This is a genomic window from Pseudomonas sp. AFG_SD02_1510_Pfu_092, assembly GCF_003331055.1.
Classification (GTDB): Bacteria; Pseudomonadota; Gammaproteobacteria; order Pseudomonadales; family Pseudomonadaceae; genus Aquipseudomonas.
Genome location: NZ_PUQD01000009.1, coordinates 59,875 through 75,582, shown reverse-complemented (window position 1 = coordinate 75,582; position 15,708 = coordinate 59,875). Strand labels below are relative to the sequence as shown.

At 64.6% G+C, this 15,708-nt stretch carries 14 protein-coding genes; 3 read left to right on the top strand and 11 right to left on the bottom strand.

The window, feature by feature from the left end:
* Positions 1-281 precede the first annotated feature (281 nt).
* Together xth and C6A77_RS06715 are read right to left on the bottom strand one after the other, a co-directional pair.
* Positions 282-1,079, bottom strand: coding sequence for an exodeoxyribonuclease III (xth, locus tag C6A77_RS06720; RefSeq protein ID WP_114168728.1), 798 nt, complete (start codon positions 1,077-1,079; stop codon positions 282-284).
* The gene (locus C6A77_RS06715; protein ID WP_114168726.1) at positions 1,076-1,318 is read right to left on the bottom strand and encodes a hypothetical protein; all 243 of its coding nucleotides are present in this window, start codon (positions 1,316-1,318) and stop codon (positions 1,076-1,078) included. Before C6A77_RS06715 ends, xth begins: the two co-directional genes overlap by 4 nt.
* Before the next feature lie 193 nt (positions 1,319-1,511).
* On the opposite strand from C6A77_RS06715, the gene C6A77_RS06710 reads away from it, so the two are divergent.
* Positions 1,512-1,886 (top strand): low affinity iron permease family protein, encoded by a 375-nt coding sequence (locus C6A77_RS06710; protein ID WP_114168724.1) that lies wholly within the window; start codon positions 1,512-1,514, stop codon positions 1,884-1,886.
* A gap of 58 nt (positions 1,887-1,944) precedes the next feature.
* Positions 1,945-3,732 carry a thiamine pyrophosphate-requiring protein gene (locus tag C6A77_RS06705; RefSeq protein WP_114168722.1) on the top strand — a complete coding sequence of 596 codons (1,788 nt, stop codon included), beginning with the start codon at positions 1,945-1,947 and terminating at the stop codon, positions 3,730-3,732.
* A gap of 57 nt (positions 3,733-3,789) precedes the next feature.
* Here the strand turns inward: C6A77_RS06705 and C6A77_RS06700 are convergent, their stop codons facing one another.
* The 4 genes from C6A77_RS06700 to C6A77_RS06685 all read right to left on the bottom strand — a co-directional run bounded on the left by C6A77_RS06700 (position 3,790) and on the right by C6A77_RS06685 (position 8,499).
* On the bottom strand, positions 3,790-4,404 hold the full coding sequence (locus C6A77_RS06700; RefSeq protein ID WP_114168720.1) for a hypothetical protein: 615 nt from the start codon (positions 4,402-4,404) through the stop codon (positions 3,790-3,792).
* 492 nt (positions 4,405-4,896) lie between these two features.
* Entirely contained in the window at positions 4,897-6,255 is a 1,359-nt protein-coding gene (locus C6A77_RS06695; protein ID WP_114168718.1) for an MFS transporter, read from the bottom strand.
* A 54-nt stretch (positions 6,256-6,309) separates the two neighbouring features.
* On the bottom strand, positions 6,310-7,380 hold the full coding sequence (locus C6A77_RS06690; protein ID WP_114168716.1) for a C45 family peptidase: 1,071 nt from the start codon (positions 7,378-7,380) through the stop codon (positions 6,310-6,312).
* 189 nt (positions 7,381-7,569) lie between these two features.
* Positions 7,570-8,499, bottom strand: a complete 930-nt coding sequence (locus C6A77_RS06685) for a LysR family transcriptional regulator (protein ID WP_114168714.1) — start codon at positions 8,497-8,499, stop codon at positions 7,570-7,572.
* A 246-nt stretch (positions 8,500-8,745) separates the two neighbouring features.
* Here C6A77_RS06685 and C6A77_RS06680 point away from each other — a divergent pair, with 246 nt between their 5' ends.
* Entirely contained in the window at positions 8,746-10,467 is a 1,722-nt protein-coding gene (locus tag C6A77_RS06680; RefSeq protein WP_114168712.1) for an amidohydrolase, read from the top strand.
* A gap of 54 nt (positions 10,468-10,521) precedes the next feature.
* Here C6A77_RS06680 and C6A77_RS06675 read toward each other — a convergent pair whose 3' ends face one another.
* The 5 genes from C6A77_RS06675 to C6A77_RS06655 all read right to left on the bottom strand — a co-directional run bounded on the left by C6A77_RS06675 (position 10,522) and on the right by C6A77_RS06655 (position 15,615).
* Positions 10,522-12,192 (bottom strand): NahK/ErcS family hybrid sensor histidine kinase/response regulator, encoded by a 1,671-nt coding sequence (locus tag C6A77_RS06675; RefSeq protein ID WP_114168709.1) that lies wholly within the window; start codon positions 12,190-12,192, stop codon positions 10,522-10,524.
* The gene (gene ercA / locus C6A77_RS06670) at positions 12,176-13,339 is read right to left on the bottom strand and encodes an alcohol dehydrogenase-like regulatory protein ErcA (protein ID WP_114168707.1); all 1,164 of its coding nucleotides are present in this window, start codon (positions 13,337-13,339) and stop codon (positions 12,176-12,178) included. Before ercA ends, C6A77_RS06675 begins: the two co-directional genes overlap by 17 nt.
* 89 nt (positions 13,340-13,428) lie before the next feature.
* Positions 13,429-13,701 carry a pyrroloquinoline quinone biosynthesis peptide chaperone PqqD gene (gene pqqD / locus C6A77_RS06665; protein WP_114168796.1) on the bottom strand — a complete coding sequence of 91 codons (273 nt, stop codon included), beginning with the start codon at positions 13,699-13,701 and terminating at the stop codon, positions 13,429-13,431.
* Between the two features lie 52 nt (positions 13,702-13,753).
* Positions 13,754-13,825, bottom strand: coding sequence for a pyrroloquinoline quinone precursor peptide PqqA (pqqA, locus tag C6A77_RS06660; protein WP_003253598.1), 72 nt, complete (start codon positions 13,823-13,825; stop codon positions 13,754-13,756).
* 269 nt (positions 13,826-14,094) lie between these two features.
* Positions 14,095-15,615 (bottom strand): aldehyde dehydrogenase family protein, encoded by a 1,521-nt coding sequence (locus tag C6A77_RS06655; RefSeq protein ID WP_114168705.1) that lies wholly within the window; start codon positions 15,613-15,615, stop codon positions 14,095-14,097.
* Between the last annotated feature and the right edge of the window lie 93 nt (positions 15,616-15,708).

The window sequence follows — 15,708 nt, the reverse complement described above, 5'->3', positions numbered from 1 at the left end:
CTGCTTCGCGGATGAACCCGCTCCCACAGGGGGCTGCGTATGCCGCGGGTTTACGCAGTACCTGTGGGAGCGGCCGTGGCCGCGAACACCGGCGCAGCCGGTGCCATCCTCCGCGTTGCCTGCTTCGCGGGTGAACCCGCTCCCACATGGAATCATGCAGGCCTATGGCTCACGCGGTACCTGTGGGAGCGGCTTTAGCCGCGAACACCGGCGCAGCCGGTGCCATCCTCCGCGTCGCCCGCTCCCACATGAAGGACAGGCAAGGCGGGTCTGCATGGACCTTACCGGCTCCTACGCCGCCCGCCGACCTCGATCCAGACGGGCGCATGATCGCTGGCCTTGGCTTCGTTACGCACCCAGGCATCGACACCTGCCTTCTTCAGGTAAGGCGCCAGTTCCGGGTTGAGCAGCAGATGGTCGATGCGCAGCCCGGCGTTGCGCGCCCAGTGGTTGCGAAAGTAATCCCAGAAGGTATAGATACGCTCGTCCGGATACACCTGGCGAATGGCATCGACCCAACCCTGCGCCAGCAAGCGCTGGAAACAGGCCCGCGACTCCGGTTGCAGCAATGCATCCTTCAACCATGAGCGCGGATTGTAAATGTCCATGTCCGTCGGCACGACATTGAAATCGCCCAGCAGCACCGTGGGATGACCACTGTCATGCAGCCCCTGCGCGTGCTTGAGCAGGCACTCGAACCAGCGCAGCTTGTAGTCGAATTTCGGCCCGGGTTGCGGGTTGCCGTTGGGCAGATAGAGGCACGCCACCAGCACCCCGTGCACCGCCGCTTCGAGGTAGCGGCTCTGCGCATCGTCCTCCATGCCTGGCAAGCCACGCCGCACCACCAGCGGCTCGCTGCCGCGCGCCAGAATGGCCACGCCATTCCACGACGGCTGCCCCTGGTAGACACAACCGTAACCCGCCGCCTCCAGCGCCTGCCGCGGAAATTGTGAATCTGGCGCCTTGAGCTCCTGCAGGCAGGCGATATCGGGTTGCTCCCGCTCCAGCCAGGCCAGCAGCGCTGGCAGGCGGCTGCGAATGCCATTGATGTTGAACGTGGCAATCTTCAGCGCCTTCATGCGTCCGGGTCGCTCACATGGGCCTGCACGGCATCCTGCAGGGCGTGCACATGGGCATCATCGGCCAACGCCTTGAGCGCCAGCCAGTCGTCCCAGTCGATGGCGCCGTCGTCACGCAACGCCTCGGCGGTGCGTATCAGCTCGTGGTGATAGGCATCCGGCGACTCGCGCCGGTAACTGATGTCGTCGTACTGGGCATACCAGGCCTCAAGCTCAGGAATGCTGCGTTCAATGCTCATTGAAAAGCCCTCACGATCGCCTTTGCCTTAAGAGCACCCTGGTTGCTGCAGCGTTCAACCTGAGCGACAGCGTTGGCGACCAACGCTGTAAAACCAGTGCCACCCGGCCCGCCGGTATGCAGGGTGATGAAAAAACAAATTTTCCGGCACGGCCCACGGTCCCAACTTAAAGGTTAGCCAGGAGACCACTTCCATGAGATTCGCCCAATTCTGCCAATGGCTGTCCAACCATGCCGGGCGCCCCAAGACCTTCCTCATCGCCCTGCTGCTCATCCTGATGTGGGCGCTGTCGGGGCCCTGGTTTCATTACAACGATACCTGGCAGCTGATCATCAACACTTCCACCACCATCATCACCTTCCTGATGGTGTTTCTGATCCAGAACACGCAGAACCGCGACAACGACATCATCCACGTCAAGCTCGACGAGCTGATACGGGCGACCAAGCACACGGAGATGTCGGTACTCGACCTGGAAGACATGGACAGCAAGAAGCTGCAGGCGCTACGCAAAGAGTACCGGGCCCTGGCCGAACGCCGTCAGCCAGAGGACCCGCCAGCGGATTGAAACTTTCGCGGCGCCGGCCAAGTCCAGACCCCTATCGACCATAGCCCGGGAGAACACAATGACTGGCACGGTAGGCGACTTTCTGGTGGAACGCTTGTATCAGTGGGGGGTGCGGCGCATCTTCGGCTACCCCGGCGACGGCATCAACGGTGTGTTCGGTGCACTCGCCAGGGCCAACGGCAAGATCGAGTTCATCCAGGCCCGGCATGAGGAAATGGCGGCGTTCATGGCCAGCGCGCATGCCAAGTTCACCGGCGAACTCGGGGTGTGCATGGCCACCTCCGGCCCTGGTGCCTCGCACCTGCTGACCGGCTTGTACGATGCCCGCATGGACCACCAGCCGGTGCTGGCAATCGTCGGCCAGCAGGCACGTGCGGCGCTGGGCGGGCATTACCAGCAAGAGCTCGACCTGCTGTCGATGTTCAAGGATGTGGCCGGCGCGTTCGTCCAGCAGGCTTCGACCCCGGAGCAGGTGCGCCACCTGCTCGACCGCGCCGTGCGTACCGCCGTCGGTGAACGCCGGGTGACTGCCCTCATCCTGCCCAATGACCTGCAGGACCTGCCCTACAGCGAGCCGCCCCGGGCGCACGGCACGCTGCACTCCGGCATTGGCTACAGCAAGCCCAGGGTGGTGCCCTTCGCGGCGGACCTGCAGCGCGCGGCCGACGTACTCAACGCCGGCCGCAAGGTGGCGATCCTGGTCGGTGCCGGCGCCCTGCAAGCCAGCGAGCAGGTCGTGGCAATCGCCGAGAAGCTCGGTGCAGGCGTGGCCAAGGCCCTGCTCGGCAAGGCCGTGCTGCCCGACGACCTGCCATGGGTCACCGGCGCCATCGGCCTGCTCGGCACCGAGCCCAGCTACCGGCTGATGAACGAATGCGACACCTTGCTGATGATCGGTTCCGGCTTCCCCTACGTCGAATTCCTGCCCAGCGAAGGCCAGGCCCGCGGCGTGCAGATCGACCTGCAGCCGGACATGCTCAGCCTGCGCTACCCGATGGAGGTGAACCTGGTCGGCGACGCCAGTGAAACCCTGGCGGCGCTGCTGCCGCTGCTGGAGCACAAGACCGAGCGCCACTGGCGCGGCAAGGTCGAAAGCTGGCGTACAGCGTGGGACAAGACCCTGGAAAAACGCGCCCTGGTCAAGGCAGACCCGATCAACCCGCAGCGTGTGGTGTACGAGCTGTCGCCGCGCCTGCCCGACCAGGCCATCGTCACCAGCGACTCCGGTTCCTGCGCCAACTGGTTCGCCCGCGACCTGCAGATCCGCCAGGGCATGCAATGTTCGCTGTCCGGCGGGCTGGCCAGCATGGGGGCTGCGGTGCCGTATGCCATCGCCGCCAAGTTCGCCCACCCGCAGCGCAGCGTGATAGCGCTGGTGGGTGACGGCGCGATGCAGATGAACAACCTGGCGGAGCTGATCACCGTGGCCAAGTACTGGCAACAATGGCAGAACCCGCAATGGATCTGCGCGGTGTTCAACAACGAGGACCTCAACCAGGTCACCTGGGAGCAGCGGGTCATGGAAGGCGACCCGAAGTTCGAAGCTTCGCAGTCGATACCGGATGTGCCCTACCACTTGTTCGCCATTTCCATAGGCCTGCAAGGCATCTATGTGGAGCGCGAGGAAGAGGTCGCCAGTGCCTGGGAACGCGCGCTGGCGGCTGACCGGCCGGTCCTGATCGAGTTCAAGACCGACCCGAACGTGCCGCCACTGCCGCCGCACATCAAGCTGGAGCAGGCGAAGAAGTTCGCCAGCGCCCTGCTCAAAGGCGACCCTGACCAGGCCGGGGTGATCGTGCAGACGGCCAGGCAAGTGCTCGGTTCGGTGTTGCCTGGCAAGAAATGAGCTCGCCGCGAACCGGGCTACCCGGTTCGCGGCGCAATTGCAGCGTGGCTCAGGCGATCAGACGGGAATGCCGGCCAGGTGCCAGACGGGTGCCCGGGCCGGTTCGGCCTGGCTGCGGTTGCGCGCCCACTGGGTCAGGGCTGCCATCAGGGCAAAGCCGAGCAGGATCAGCACCGGGTAGGCCAGCAGCAACTCGGTCAGCGAGTATTTCCACGCCAGCGGTCGGCCGACACCGAGCATTGCCGCATACAGCCAGGACACACCCGAAAGTGCACCGGAGAACAGCGCAAACATACGCACGCCAAAGTTGAGGTCGAGCAAGTTGCCCGCTTTGAGCAGGGCCGGCAAAACATAACGGTGCAAGAGCATGCCGTTAAAGGTCAGCAACAAAACAATAATGACCTTTGCCTGAAGTTTCGGATTGGCAAAATAGTTCATGCCTTTATCCAGGTAGTCGATACCGATTACTGCAGCGCCCGTTATCCACAAGAAGATAAGGGCGTTGGCCACGGACTTTTGCAAACGGGTCATGTGTTGCCCGTCATGCCCAGCCTCTTTCTGGCCTTTCAACAAGTTCCTGACCATCTCGGCATCGCTGGCAAACACCAGGCCGATGGCGATACAACAGGCCAATAAATGAACGTAAATGACCGACAACCGCACCAGCTCCATGGATTCTTTCTGCCCGAACAGGCTAATAATTGTATTAATCTCCACGACGTTTTCTCCACGTAATGCGTCAGCGCTAAATGACCTGCACATAGGCATGCGAACAAGAGGGTCGCAGCGGCAAGGCCAAGTTCATATCGTTTAAGTGAAACAGCAGATTGTAATTTCAGACACGCGGCGGCTCACCCGAAGAGCCTCGGTTTGGCATGGCATTGCTCCACTATTCAGAATACAAAAGCCCCATGAGCATCCGTGCAATGCCGATGAGGTTGAACGTCCATAAGTTCAGGGGGGAAGGCGCGAGGTGCAATCACATGGATAGCACCTGCTGGCAAATAGGAGTCACCGCTGCGCAAATCGTTCATTTTTCGAGCAAAACGACCGACAGGCGGTACACTAAAGAAAGTTAGTTAGTTGGCTAAGTTATTGGGACTTGACCGAATGGAAAGTTTTTCCTGATAAGTGGATCCAAACTTCAAAGTTACTGTACCTGCTCTATTCCGCCGACTTGCAGTTTGCGCCTTGCGCGTTCGAAGCCATTGCCCCCGTCAGTATCGGCGCCTGTTCGTCAATTTGCGCCATGCTCAGCCGCGATGTTTCGCGCAGCATCAGCGAACACAGCGCAACCAGCGCCAGCGCCCCTGCCCCGTACAACGCCACGCCCAGCGGCTGATGATCGGTGAGGATCAAGATTGCCGTGGCCACGCTCGAAGCGCTGCCACCGCCCAGCGCGGCGCCGATCTGGTAGCTGGCGGAAATACCCGAGTAGCGCATGCTGCGCGGGAACTGCTCAGCGAGAAAGGCCGGGATCGGCCCTTGGGTCGCGCCCATCAGCAGGCCGGTCAGGCTGTAGGCGCACAAGGCGACCACGAAGCTGTGCATGCTCACCAACGGGAAGAACGCGAACAGCCCCAGGGCCATGGCGCCTGCACCGAAGCCCATCACCGTGCGCCGCCCCAGGCGGTCCGACAGGTAGCCGCATAGCGGTGCCGACAGCACGATGGCGACCGACAGCGCCAGGTCGAACATCAACGCCTCGGTACTGCCGAAGCCCACTTGCGTGGCATAGGTGAGGAAAAAGGTACTGCCGATGTAGGCGATGGTGCAGTAGCCGAAGGCGATCCCGGTGCACAGCAACAACTGCCGCGGGCGTTGCCGCAGGGCCTCGGCCAGCGGCGCACGCACCGGTTTGGCCAACGGTGCAGTGGCGGCAACCGGCGCCTTCAGCCGCGCGTACAGGCCGATCAGCACCAGGCTGCCGCCCAGCCAGAACGGGATGCGCCAGGCAAAATCGACCAGATTGTCGTCATACGCTGCGCTGACGATGGCGAACACCCCGGCGCCGAGGATGCCACCCACGCCGATGCCCATGCTCGTGAAGCTGCCCCACAGCCCGCGTCGGCCTGCTGGCGCAGACTCGATACCGAACAGCGCGGCGCCGCCCCACTCTCCGCCTGCGGCAAAGCCCTGAATCAGGCGCAGCAGCACCAGCAGGATCGGCGCGGCCACGCCGACGCTGGCATGGCCGGGCAGGCAGCCAATCAGAAAGGTACTCAGGCCCATCAGCAGCAAGGTGCTGACCAGCACCTTCTGCCGCCCGAGGCGGTCGCCAAAATGGCCAAACACCAGGCCGCCCAAGGGGCGCGCAAGGAAGCCCGCACCGAAGGCGCTGAACGCCAGCAGCGTGGCGGTCAGGTGATCCATCTGCGGGAAGAACACCTGGGGAAATACCAGTGCCGCAGCGGTGCCGTAGATGATGAAGTCATAGAACTCCAGCGCCGTTCCCAGGCCGGAGACGCAGAAGGTGCGCAAGGCCGAGCGCGAAGACGCAGGGCCGGAAGGTTGTGCATGCATTGTTGTTGTTCTCGTCAGGCAGGTGCCGCCTCGGGCAGGCGGCAGCGGGTTGGCTCAGAAGGTGTCGAAGCCGGCTTTGGCCAGTTGTACAGGGGTGCCGGCCAGGTACTGCAGGGCGCAGCGCTCGGTGTCGATGCCGACGCTGAGCAGGGTTTGCCAGCGTTCGGTGTCGGGCATGGTCATGTCCGGGTGGAAGCAGATCGGCGCGCTGTCGCCCGCGCTGCCGCACATGGCGGCGGCCCGGGCACGCAGGTCGGCACTGCCCATCTGGCCAATCACCTGTTCAAGGTGGCTCAGCCGGCAACGGGTATCCGCCAGGTCGGCGACCTGCTCGCCCAGGCTCAGTTGCGGGTCGAGGAAGTGGTTGGTGTGCAGCAGCCAGCCGTCCTCGCGCGGCAAAACCAGCGCCGTGCGCGCGGGGCTGAGTTCGATACTGGCGGCACGCGGGCTGCTGTCCTCACGGGAAAACACGGTCAGCACGGTGGAGGCGCTGACCTGCGCCGAGCGGGCGAGCTCGATGGCTTGCTCGACGCTGCTGGCTTCCTCCAGCAGGCGACGGGCGATGGCGTGCACCGGTACCGCACCGCTGTCGTTGTCACTGGCGTGGTGGAGAATGTTGAAGTGCAGGCCCAGCCCCGCGCTGTTCACACCGAGCTTGGCCAGCATGCCGAACTCACAGAACAGCTTGACGTTCATGCCGTGTTCGCTGTGCAGCGCCAGCATCAGGCCATGGGGGCACAGGCTGTCATGCCAGTCCCAGGTCTGCAGCGTCTGCGGCGCCCGCGCACCACGGGGCGCGTGTACGCTGGTGGAGCATTCACTGTGCCGGGTCCGCGCCGCCAGCACTTCGGTACGGGCGTTCAGGCTCGCCAGCTGCCACAGCGGCAGGCCGGCACCGGCGGCCAGGCCGGCCACTTCATCGGCCAGGCCGGGGCTCCAGGCTTGCAGTGCCGCCAGGCTATTCTCGCCGATGCGCTGCGCCTCGCTCAAAGGTACGCCTACCCGAGGAAAGAAGCCCAGGTACAAGGCGGTGGTGGTACGGATCTGCTCGGCAAAGCGCGCGCCGATCTGGCGGCCACGCTCGAGCGGGTTGCGGATGTCGCTGACATGGGTGTGGATTATCACGGCGGGTAACTCCTGGTGCAGCTGGCCTGGGGGCATCGTTGCCATTGTGGAAAGAGTACGGCCAGAAGCGCGCCGTAGAACGACAGGCAAACAGTCCGCGGTGTTCAGGCAAGCTCGGCTAGCCTAACCCGCTGTTCCCGGCCGATCATCGTCACCATCCGCACAACTTTTGTGCCCGTGGGGAAATACTCAGCCGTGTCCCGGCACCTGCATTCCCTGCCCGTGCAGGTGCTCGTGCAGCAACGCGATGAACGCCTGCACCTTGCGCGTGTTGCGCCGGTGCGGCAGATACAGCACGTGCACCCAGGGGCCGAAGGCGCTCAGAGCACGCCAGTAATCGGGCATCACTTCCACCAGTTGCCCGCTGGCCAGGTAGGGCGCGGCGCACCAGGTGGGAACGAACTGCAAGCCCTGGCCATCGAGCAGGCACGCCAGCAGGAAATCGAAGTTGTCGCTCAGCAGCCGCGGCGTGGGCTGGCGTACCCGCAAGGTCTGGCCGCCGTGCTCGATCCACCAGAAGCTGCGGTTGAGCAGCGGGTGGCGCAGCAACAGCCAATCGTGCTCGGCGTAGTTATCGAGGGTGATCGCCTCGCCGTGACGGGCCAGGTAGGCGGGGCTGGCGCAGAGGATCACGCGGTTCTCGATCAGCGGCTGGGCAATCAGCTCCGGCTGATCGGTGGGGCCATCGCGTAACGACAGGTCGTAACCGCCATCGATCAGGTCTTCGTTGGCATCGTTGAGGTTGACCTCCAGGCGCACCTGCGGGTGCTCGCGCATGAAACGGCAACACACCTGGTGCAGAAATGCCGGGCCGAACGACGGCGGCGCGGTAATGCGCAGGGTACCGCGCAGCGCATGCTGCAGCTGCTCCACTTCTTCGGTCACCCGTTGCAGGTGCATCAGCGCCTGACGCGCGCCTTCCAGGTACAAGGTGCCAGCCTCGGTCAGGGCCATGCGCCGGGTGGTGCGCTCGAACAAGCGCACGCCCAGCTCGCTCTCCAGATGGGCGACAGCCTTGGTGATGGCTGACGGCGTTTTGCCCAGCTGCTCGGCCGCCCGGCTGAAGCTGCCATGCTCGGCGGCAGCGACGAAGATGGTCAGGGCCATCATCTTGTCCATGGTTTCTTCCTGTTGGGCACAAACGGTTGGGGGCGGTGCGACGGCAGCCAGTCGCTGCCGATGCCTATCAAACCCGCAAATGCCGACAATTTGAATAGGCAGCTACAGGCCGGCTGCTTGCACGCTGGCAATCACCGGCGCGGGATTGTTTCCTCATACCGAAAAAAGTTGTGCCTGCGCGCGCCTTTATCCGCCCTTGCCCGCTGGCTAGGCTGCGGCGCCATCACCACAACAACGAGGCAACGCATGAAGCAGTTCCTGAAGATCGCAATCAGCGCCGGCATGGCTTGCACCTGCATGCCGGGTTTCGCAGCGGTGGACCTGATTCTGCACAACGCCAAGGTCTACACCGCCGAGCCAGGCCAGCCCCTGCAGCAGGCCGTGGCGGTCGCAGGCGAAAACATCGTCGCCGTGGGCTCCGACCAGGCCGTGTTACGCCTGAAGGCCGCAGGTACGCAGGTCATCGACCTGGGCGGCAAGGTGTTGATGCCGGGCATGCTCGATGCGCATTCGCATGCGATCAAGGGTGGCCTGCAACTGGCGCTGGCTGATCTTGCCGGCGAACAGGTCACGCTGGACGAACTGGAGCGGCGTTTGCGCCAGTGGCGCGACAACGGCAAGGCCGTGCGCGGCGAATTCCTGGTGGTCGGCGGCGTGCCGGGCGCTTACTGGAATGACATCCCGGCGCTGCAACAGCGTTTCAACCAGGGCGAATGGGCCACACAACCGCTGCTGCTCGCCGCCAACGACATGCATACCGGCTGGGCCAACCAGGCCCTGCTCAGGCGCGCCGGAATCGATGCCGGCAGCATCAGCGCCCTGCCCGCCGAGGCCCGCAACACCATTGGCCAGCAGGCGGACGGTACCCCGAACGGTTTCCTTGCCGATGCCAGCTATTACCCGGTCACCGACCTGCTGCCGGCGCTGAGCCACGCCACCCTGATGCGAGCCGGGCGCCTGGCGCTGGAGCACTACAAGCAACTGGGTGTCACCGGCTGGATGGACCCGCTGGCCAACGAGCTGCCGGGGGCCGATGTGCACAACGATTCGCTGGGCGTGCTGCCGGTCTACAAAGACCTTTCTGCGCGCGGCGAACTGAACGCCCATGTCGCCGCGCTGCTGATGGCCGACGCCAGGGCCCGCCCAGCCGACCTCGACCAACTGGACCAGGTGCGCCGGCAGTTCCTCGGCGTGCACAACCTCACCCTGCCGGGCATCAAGGTATTTGCCGACGGGGTGGCCGAAGCACCCGCGCAGACCGCAGCGATGCTCGAGCCCTACAGCAACTCCGGGCAGCGCGGCGAGCTACTGCTGGACCCACAGCACTTCGGCGAACTGGTCAGCGCCGCCGATGCCCGTGGCTGGCTGGTGCATGTGCATGCCATCGGCGACCGCGCCGTGCGCGAGGCGCTCGACGGCATCGCCCAGGCGCGCCGTGATCGGCACAGCGGCATTCCCCACTCCATCACCCACGTGCAGATGGTCAACCCCAGGGAATATGCCCGCTTCAGGCAGCTCGACGTGATCGCGGCGATGCAGCTGTACTGGGCCAGCGCCGACCAGGCAAACCTGGAACTGGTCAAGCCGTACGTGAACGCCATGGCCTTCCTGCACACCTTCCCGGCACGTTCGCTGCTCAAGCACGGTGCCACCCTTGCCGGCGCCAGCGACTGGCCGATCACCACCCCCGACCCGTGGAAGGCGATCTACCAGGCCATCAGCCGCAAGGGGCCGAACGGCGTGCTCAACGCCGACGAAGCCATCGACCGCCAGGTGATGTTCCAGGCCTATACCCTCAACGCCGCCCGCGCCATGCGCCTGGAACAACAGATCGGTTCGCTCAAGGTCGGCAAGCAGGCCGACATGATCGTCCTCGACCGCGACGTGTTCGCCGTCGATGCCGAAACGCTGCGCGACACCCAGGTATTGCAGACCTGGTTTGCCGGCAGGCAGATCTATGCGCGCTGATCGGCAATTGGCAATCGCCTGTCCCGCCGTGCCTCGACCAACCCGCTGCTGGTATCAGGCCTGGCCCAGCAGCTGGCTCAACACCGCGCGCAGTTTCCCCGGCTTGACCGGTTTGTTCAGCAACGGCGCGCCAAGCTTGGCCAAGGCGCGTCGGCACTGATCGCTGCGGTCGGCGGTAATGATCACTGCGGGAATGGCGCTGGTAAAATGTTCGCGCAAGTGCCTGACCACCTCGCAGCCGACCACGCCGTGGTCCAGGTGGAAATCCGCCAGGATCAATTCCGGTGCGCGCCCCTGCAACGCCAGCAAGGCCCCCGCCTGGTCGGTCGCGGTCACCACTTCGCAGCCCCACTGCCCGAGCAGTGCACCCATGCTTTCGAGAATGCTCACTTCATTGTCCAGCACCAGCAGGCGGCGCCCCGGTAACGGGTTGCCAGTGCCCGGCTGCGGCGCTGCCTGGTGCACAGGCAGCGGCATGGCTTCGCCGATCGGCACCTCGATGCTGAACATCGAGCCACGCCCCGGCCACGAGCGCACCGCCACCCGGTAGCCGAGAATCTTGGCGATCCGTTCGACGATGGCCAGCCCCAGGCCCACGCCCTTGCGATCAGCGGCGCGGCCGACGTCCAGCTGGTTGAACTCGAGGAAAATATCCTGCAGCCGGTCGGCGGCAATGCCGCGCCCGCTGTCCCACACCTCCAGGCGCAGGTGCTGGCCACGCCGCCTGGCGCCCAGCAGGATGCCGCCGTGGTCGGTGTAGCGGCAGGCGTTGCTGAGAAAGTTGCGCAGAATGCGGGTCATCAGCCGCAGGTCAGTGCTGATGGCGTAGTCGCCGATGCGCGCGCGCAACTTCAGGCCGGCCGCGTCGGCCACCGAACGAAACTCCGAAACCAGTGGCCCGAACAGTTCGTCGAGGCGGTACAGCGCCACATCCGGTTTGACCGCCGCCTGGTCAAGGCGGGAAATGTCGAGCAGGTCGGTCAGCAGGTCTTCGGCGCCTTCCAGGGCCTGATGGGTACGCTCCACCAGTACCTTTTCCGCGTCTGGCAGCGGCCGTTCGCGCAAGGTGGAGATCAGCAGCCGTGCGGCATTCAGCGGTTGCAGCAGGTCATGGCTGGCGGCGGCGAGGTATTTGTCCTTGCTGCGATTGGCCATCTGCGCCGCGTCGCGGGCCTCGAGCAGTTCATCGGTACGCGCAGCGACCCGCTGCTCGAGTTCGTCATTGAGCTGCTGCAGGCGCTGCTGGGCCAGCTTGCGTTCGGTGATGTCGGCCACGAAGCCTTCCACCAGTCCTTCGTGGCCGGGCTTGAGCAACAGGTTCATCAGTACGTCGAGATGGCTGCCGTCCCTGCGCCGCAAGCGCGTTTCATAGCCATGCAGGCTGCGTTCACAGGCGAGGGTCGCGGTAATCGCCTGCAGCTCTTCGGCGCCGCCGACAAACAGGTTGGCGGCCAGGTCGGTCAGCGAAAACAGTACCTGTTGCGGGTCGTCGTAACCGAGCATGCGCGCCAACGCCGGGTTGGCGGCACGCATGCCGTCCTGCAGGCTGGCCTGGAAAATCCCGTGGACAGCGTTTTCGAACAGCCATTTGTAGCGGTTGCGCTCGGCTTCCAGTTCGTCCAGGCGCGCCGCCAGTTCCGGGTAATGGCTCTTGCGCGCGGAGTGGTCACCCAGCCCCAGCAGCCCGGCCAGCGCCCGCTGCTGCTCGTCAGAGGGCCTCGCCATACACCACCTCGACATCACGCTGGCTCGACGCACGCGGGTTGGTGAGGATGCACGGGTCGTCCATCGCATGTTGCGACAGGAACGGAATGTCGGAGGTGCGCACGCCATGCAGGCCCAGGGTTTCGTGGAAGCCGATGGCCCGCTTCAGGGCGATCAGGTGCTCCACCAGGCGCCCGCAGATTTGCCGGTGGTTGAGGCCGCGGCAGTCGATGCCGAGCACTTCGGCAATCACCTTGAAACGCTCCGGCGCCGAGCTGTAGTTGAACGCCACCACATGTTCCACCAGCACAGCATTGCACAAGCCATGCGGCAGGTCGAGGAAGCCGCCCAGGCTGTGCGACATGGCATGAACCGCGCCCAGAATCGCATTGGAGAAGGCCAGCCCGGCCTGCATGCTACCCAGCATGATCTTCTCGCGCAGGGCAATATCGGTAGGGTTGGCGATCATCGCCACCAAATTGCCGTTGATCAGGCGCATGGCTTCCAGCGCGTGCGGGTCGGTCAGCGGGCCATGCCCGGTGGAGACGAACGCTTCGATGGCATGCACCAGCGCATCGATGCCGGTGCAGGCCGACAGGAACGGGTCCATGCTCAGGGTGGTCTGCGGGTCGATCAGCGACACATCCGGCACCACCGCCTTGCTGACGATGGAAAACTTCATGCGTTCCTGCTGGTTGGAGATGATCACGAACTGCGACACGTCCGCCGAGGTGCCGGCAGTGGTCGGGATGAGGATCAGCGGCGGGCTGGGCACGCGGATCATGTCCACCCCTTCGAACTCGAGGATGCTGCGCCCGTGGGCGACCACGATGCCGATGGCCTTGCCGCAATCCATCGGGCTGCCGCCACCGACCGCGACGATCACATCACAGTGGTTGTGCCGGTAGATCTCGGCGCCGAGCATCACCTCTTCGACCCGTGGGTTGGGCGACACGGCGCTGTACAGGCAGTAGTCGATGCCCTGGGCCTGCAGGCTGGCCTCGACATCCGCCACCCAGCCGGCGGCGATCACGCCGGGGTCGCTGACCACCAGCACCTTGCGCGCGCCGAAGGTTTTGGCGTAGTTGGCGACGTTATGCCGGCAGCCGGCACCGAAGATGATCTCAGGCGAAACGAATTTGCGAAGCGGGCTGAAACTCTGGCTCATCGGGAAGCCTGTTGTTCTTGTTCTGGAAGATAAGCGCCAGCGTAAAGCATCCCGCAGCGAAAGCAACCAGACCAAAGCGGGGCAGCGGCTCACTCGACCCAGGACTTGGCGCGGGCCACCTCGAGAAACGCCAGGACATCTTCGGCGAGCCCCGGCGCGCCGGGAAAACGCTGGGCCAGGCGCTCGATGACCGCGGCCACGCTGCGCTGGCCGTCGAGCAGCTCGAGCACCCAGCCGGCACTGGCGTTGAGTTCGATGACGCCCGCGGGGTGCTGCAGCACGTGGCAGGCCTGGCGGTGTTCCCAGCACAGGCGGAACCCCCGGCGCAACGACAAGGCCTGGTCACACTCGATCAGCTTCACCGGCGGCATCTGCAATCAGGGCCCGGCCACCGTGTCGATGGCCGGGCAGGTATCAACGGTTGGCGAAGTACATCGTCACTTCGAAGCCGATACGCAGGTCGGTAAACGCGGGTTTGGTCCACATGGGGCATGTCCTCTTCTTGTGCCGGGCGATTCCGGTACAGGCATTAATGCACGAGGGGCGGCGGGGCCGAATGCTACTTTGGGACTGATTGGCGGGGTGCGTTGGTAGGAAGGCAGCGAAAGCCGAGGAGCAATGTGTTGCTGCCCTGGCCTCATCGCCGGCAAGCCAGCTCCCACAGGTACTACACAGGTCTGGAATTCCTGCGATCCCTGTGGGAGCTGGCTTGCCGGCGATGGGCTGCAAAGCAGCCCCCGAGGCCATTCCAGGCGTTAGAAGAAGCCCAGCGGGTTGATGTCGTAGCTCACCAGCAGGTTCTTGGTCTGCTGGTAGTGGTCGAGCATCATCTTGTGGGTTTCACGGCCGACCCCGGACTTCTTGTAGCCACCGAACGCGGCATGCGCCGGGTACAGGTGGTAGCAGTTGGTCCATACCCGCCCGGCCTTGATCCCGCGGCCCATGCGGTAGGCGCGGTTGATGTCGCGGGTCCACAGGCCGGCGCCCAGGCCGAACTCACTGTCGTTGGCAATCGCCAGGGCTTCGGCTTCGTCCTTGAAGGTGGTCACCCCCACCACCGGGCCGAAGATCTCTTCCTGGAACACGCGCATCCGGTTGTGGCCCTTGAGCAGCGTCGGCTGGATGTAGTAACCGCTGGCCAGGTCGCCGTCGAGCCGCTCTGCCCCGCCACCGGCGAGCAGCTGTGCGCCCTCCTCGCGGGCAATCTGCAGGTAGGAAAGGATCTTGTCGTATTGCTGCTCCGAGGCCTGGGCGCCGACCATGGTCTCGGTGTCCAGCGGGTTGCCACGGGTGATCTTGGCGATCTTCTTCATCACCTCGGCCATGAACGGCTCGTAGATCGATTCCTGGATCAACGCGCGCGACGGGCAGGTGCACACTTCGCCCTGGTTGAAGAACGCCAGCACCAGGCCTTCGGCGGCCTTTTCGATGAACGCCGGCTCGGCCTGCATGATGTCTTCGAAGAAGATGTTCGGCGACTTGCCACCCAGCTCGACGGTGGACGGGATGATGTTCTCGGCGGCGCACTTCATGATATGCGAACCCACCGGGGTGGAGCCGGTGAAGGCGATCTTGGCGATGCGCTTGCTGGTGGCCAGGGCCTCGCCGGCTTCACGGCCAAAGCCCTGGACGATGTTGAGCACGCCGGCAGGCAGCAGGTCGGCGATCAGCTCGGCGAACACCGTGATCGACAAGGGCGTCTGCTCTGCCGGCTTGAGCACCACGCAGTTACCGGCAGCCAGCGCCGGGGCGAGTTTCCAGGCAGCCATCAGCAGCGGGAAGTTCCACGGAATGATCTGCCCGACCACGCCCAGCGGCTCGTGGATGTGGTAGGCCACGGTGCCTTCGTTGATTTCCGCGGCGCCGCCTTCCTGGGCGCGGATGCAGCCGGCGAAGTAGCGGAAGTGGTCCGCTGCCAGCGGGACGTCGGCGTTGAGGGTTTCGCGCACGGCCTTGCCGTTGTCCCAGCTTTCGCTCACGGCCAGCACTTCAAGGTGCTGCTCGATGCGGTCGGCGATCTTCAGCAGCGCCAGCGCGCGGTCCTGCACCGACGTCTTGCCCCACGCCTCGGCGGCGGCATGCGCGGCGTCCAGGGCGCGCTCGATGTCCTCGGCGCCAGAGCGCGGGAACTCGGCAATCGGCTGGCCATTGACCGGCGAGCTGTTGGTGAAGTACTGGCCGCCCAGCGGCGGCACGAACTCACCGTTGATGAAATTGCCGTAGCGTGGCTTGAAGGACACGATGGCGCCTGGGGTTCCGGGTTGTGCGTAGATCATGCTGAGCCTCTGCGGGTCGATGCCTGTCTGGCGACAGGCGATGGACCGATGGTAAAAAGCCCCGCCTGCCGGGCGAATGCATCGTTGGCAGCG

Bases quoted from the DNA above. Each gene is read 5' to 3' on its own strand.
- C6A77_RS06710 (WP_114168724.1), top strand. From the start codon at position 1,512: ATGAGATTCGCCCAATTCTGCCAATGGCTGTCCAACCATGCCGGGCGC.
- C6A77_RS06675 (WP_114168709.1), bottom strand. From the start codon at position 12,192: ATGGCGAGGCCCTCTGACGAGCAGCAGCGGGCGCTGGCCGGGCTGCTG.
- C6A77_RS06705 (WP_114168722.1), top strand. From the start codon at position 1,945: ATGACTGGCACGGTAGGCGACTTTCTGGTGGAACGCTTGTATCAGTGG.
- C6A77_RS06685 (WP_114168714.1), bottom strand. From the start codon at position 8,499: ATGGACAAGATGATGGCCCTGACCATCTTCGTCGCTGCCGCCGAGCAT.
- C6A77_RS06680 (WP_114168712.1), top strand. From the start codon at position 8,746: ATGAAGCAGTTCCTGAAGATCGCAATCAGCGCCGGCATGGCTTGCACC.
- xth (WP_114168728.1), bottom strand. From the start codon at position 1,079: ATGAAGGCGCTGAAGATTGCCACGTTCAACATCAATGGCATTCGCAGC.
- ercA (WP_114168707.1), bottom strand. From the start codon at position 13,339: ATGAGCCAGAGTTTCAGCCCGCTTCGCAAATTCGTTTCGCCTGAGATC.
- C6A77_RS06715 (WP_114168726.1), bottom strand. From the start codon at position 1,318: ATGAGCATTGAACGCAGCATTCCTGAGCTTGAGGCCTGGTATGCCCAG.
- C6A77_RS06695 (WP_114168718.1), bottom strand. From the start codon at position 6,255: ATGCATGCACAACCTTCCGGCCCTGCGTCTTCGCGCTCGGCCTTGCGC.
- C6A77_RS06655 (WP_114168705.1), bottom strand. From the start codon at position 15,615: ATGATCTACGCACAACCCGGAACCCCAGGCGCCATCGTGTCCTTCAAG.
- C6A77_RS06700 (WP_114168720.1), bottom strand. From the start codon at position 4,404: ATGGAGCTGGTGCGGTTGTCGGTCATTTACGTTCATTTATTGGCCTGT.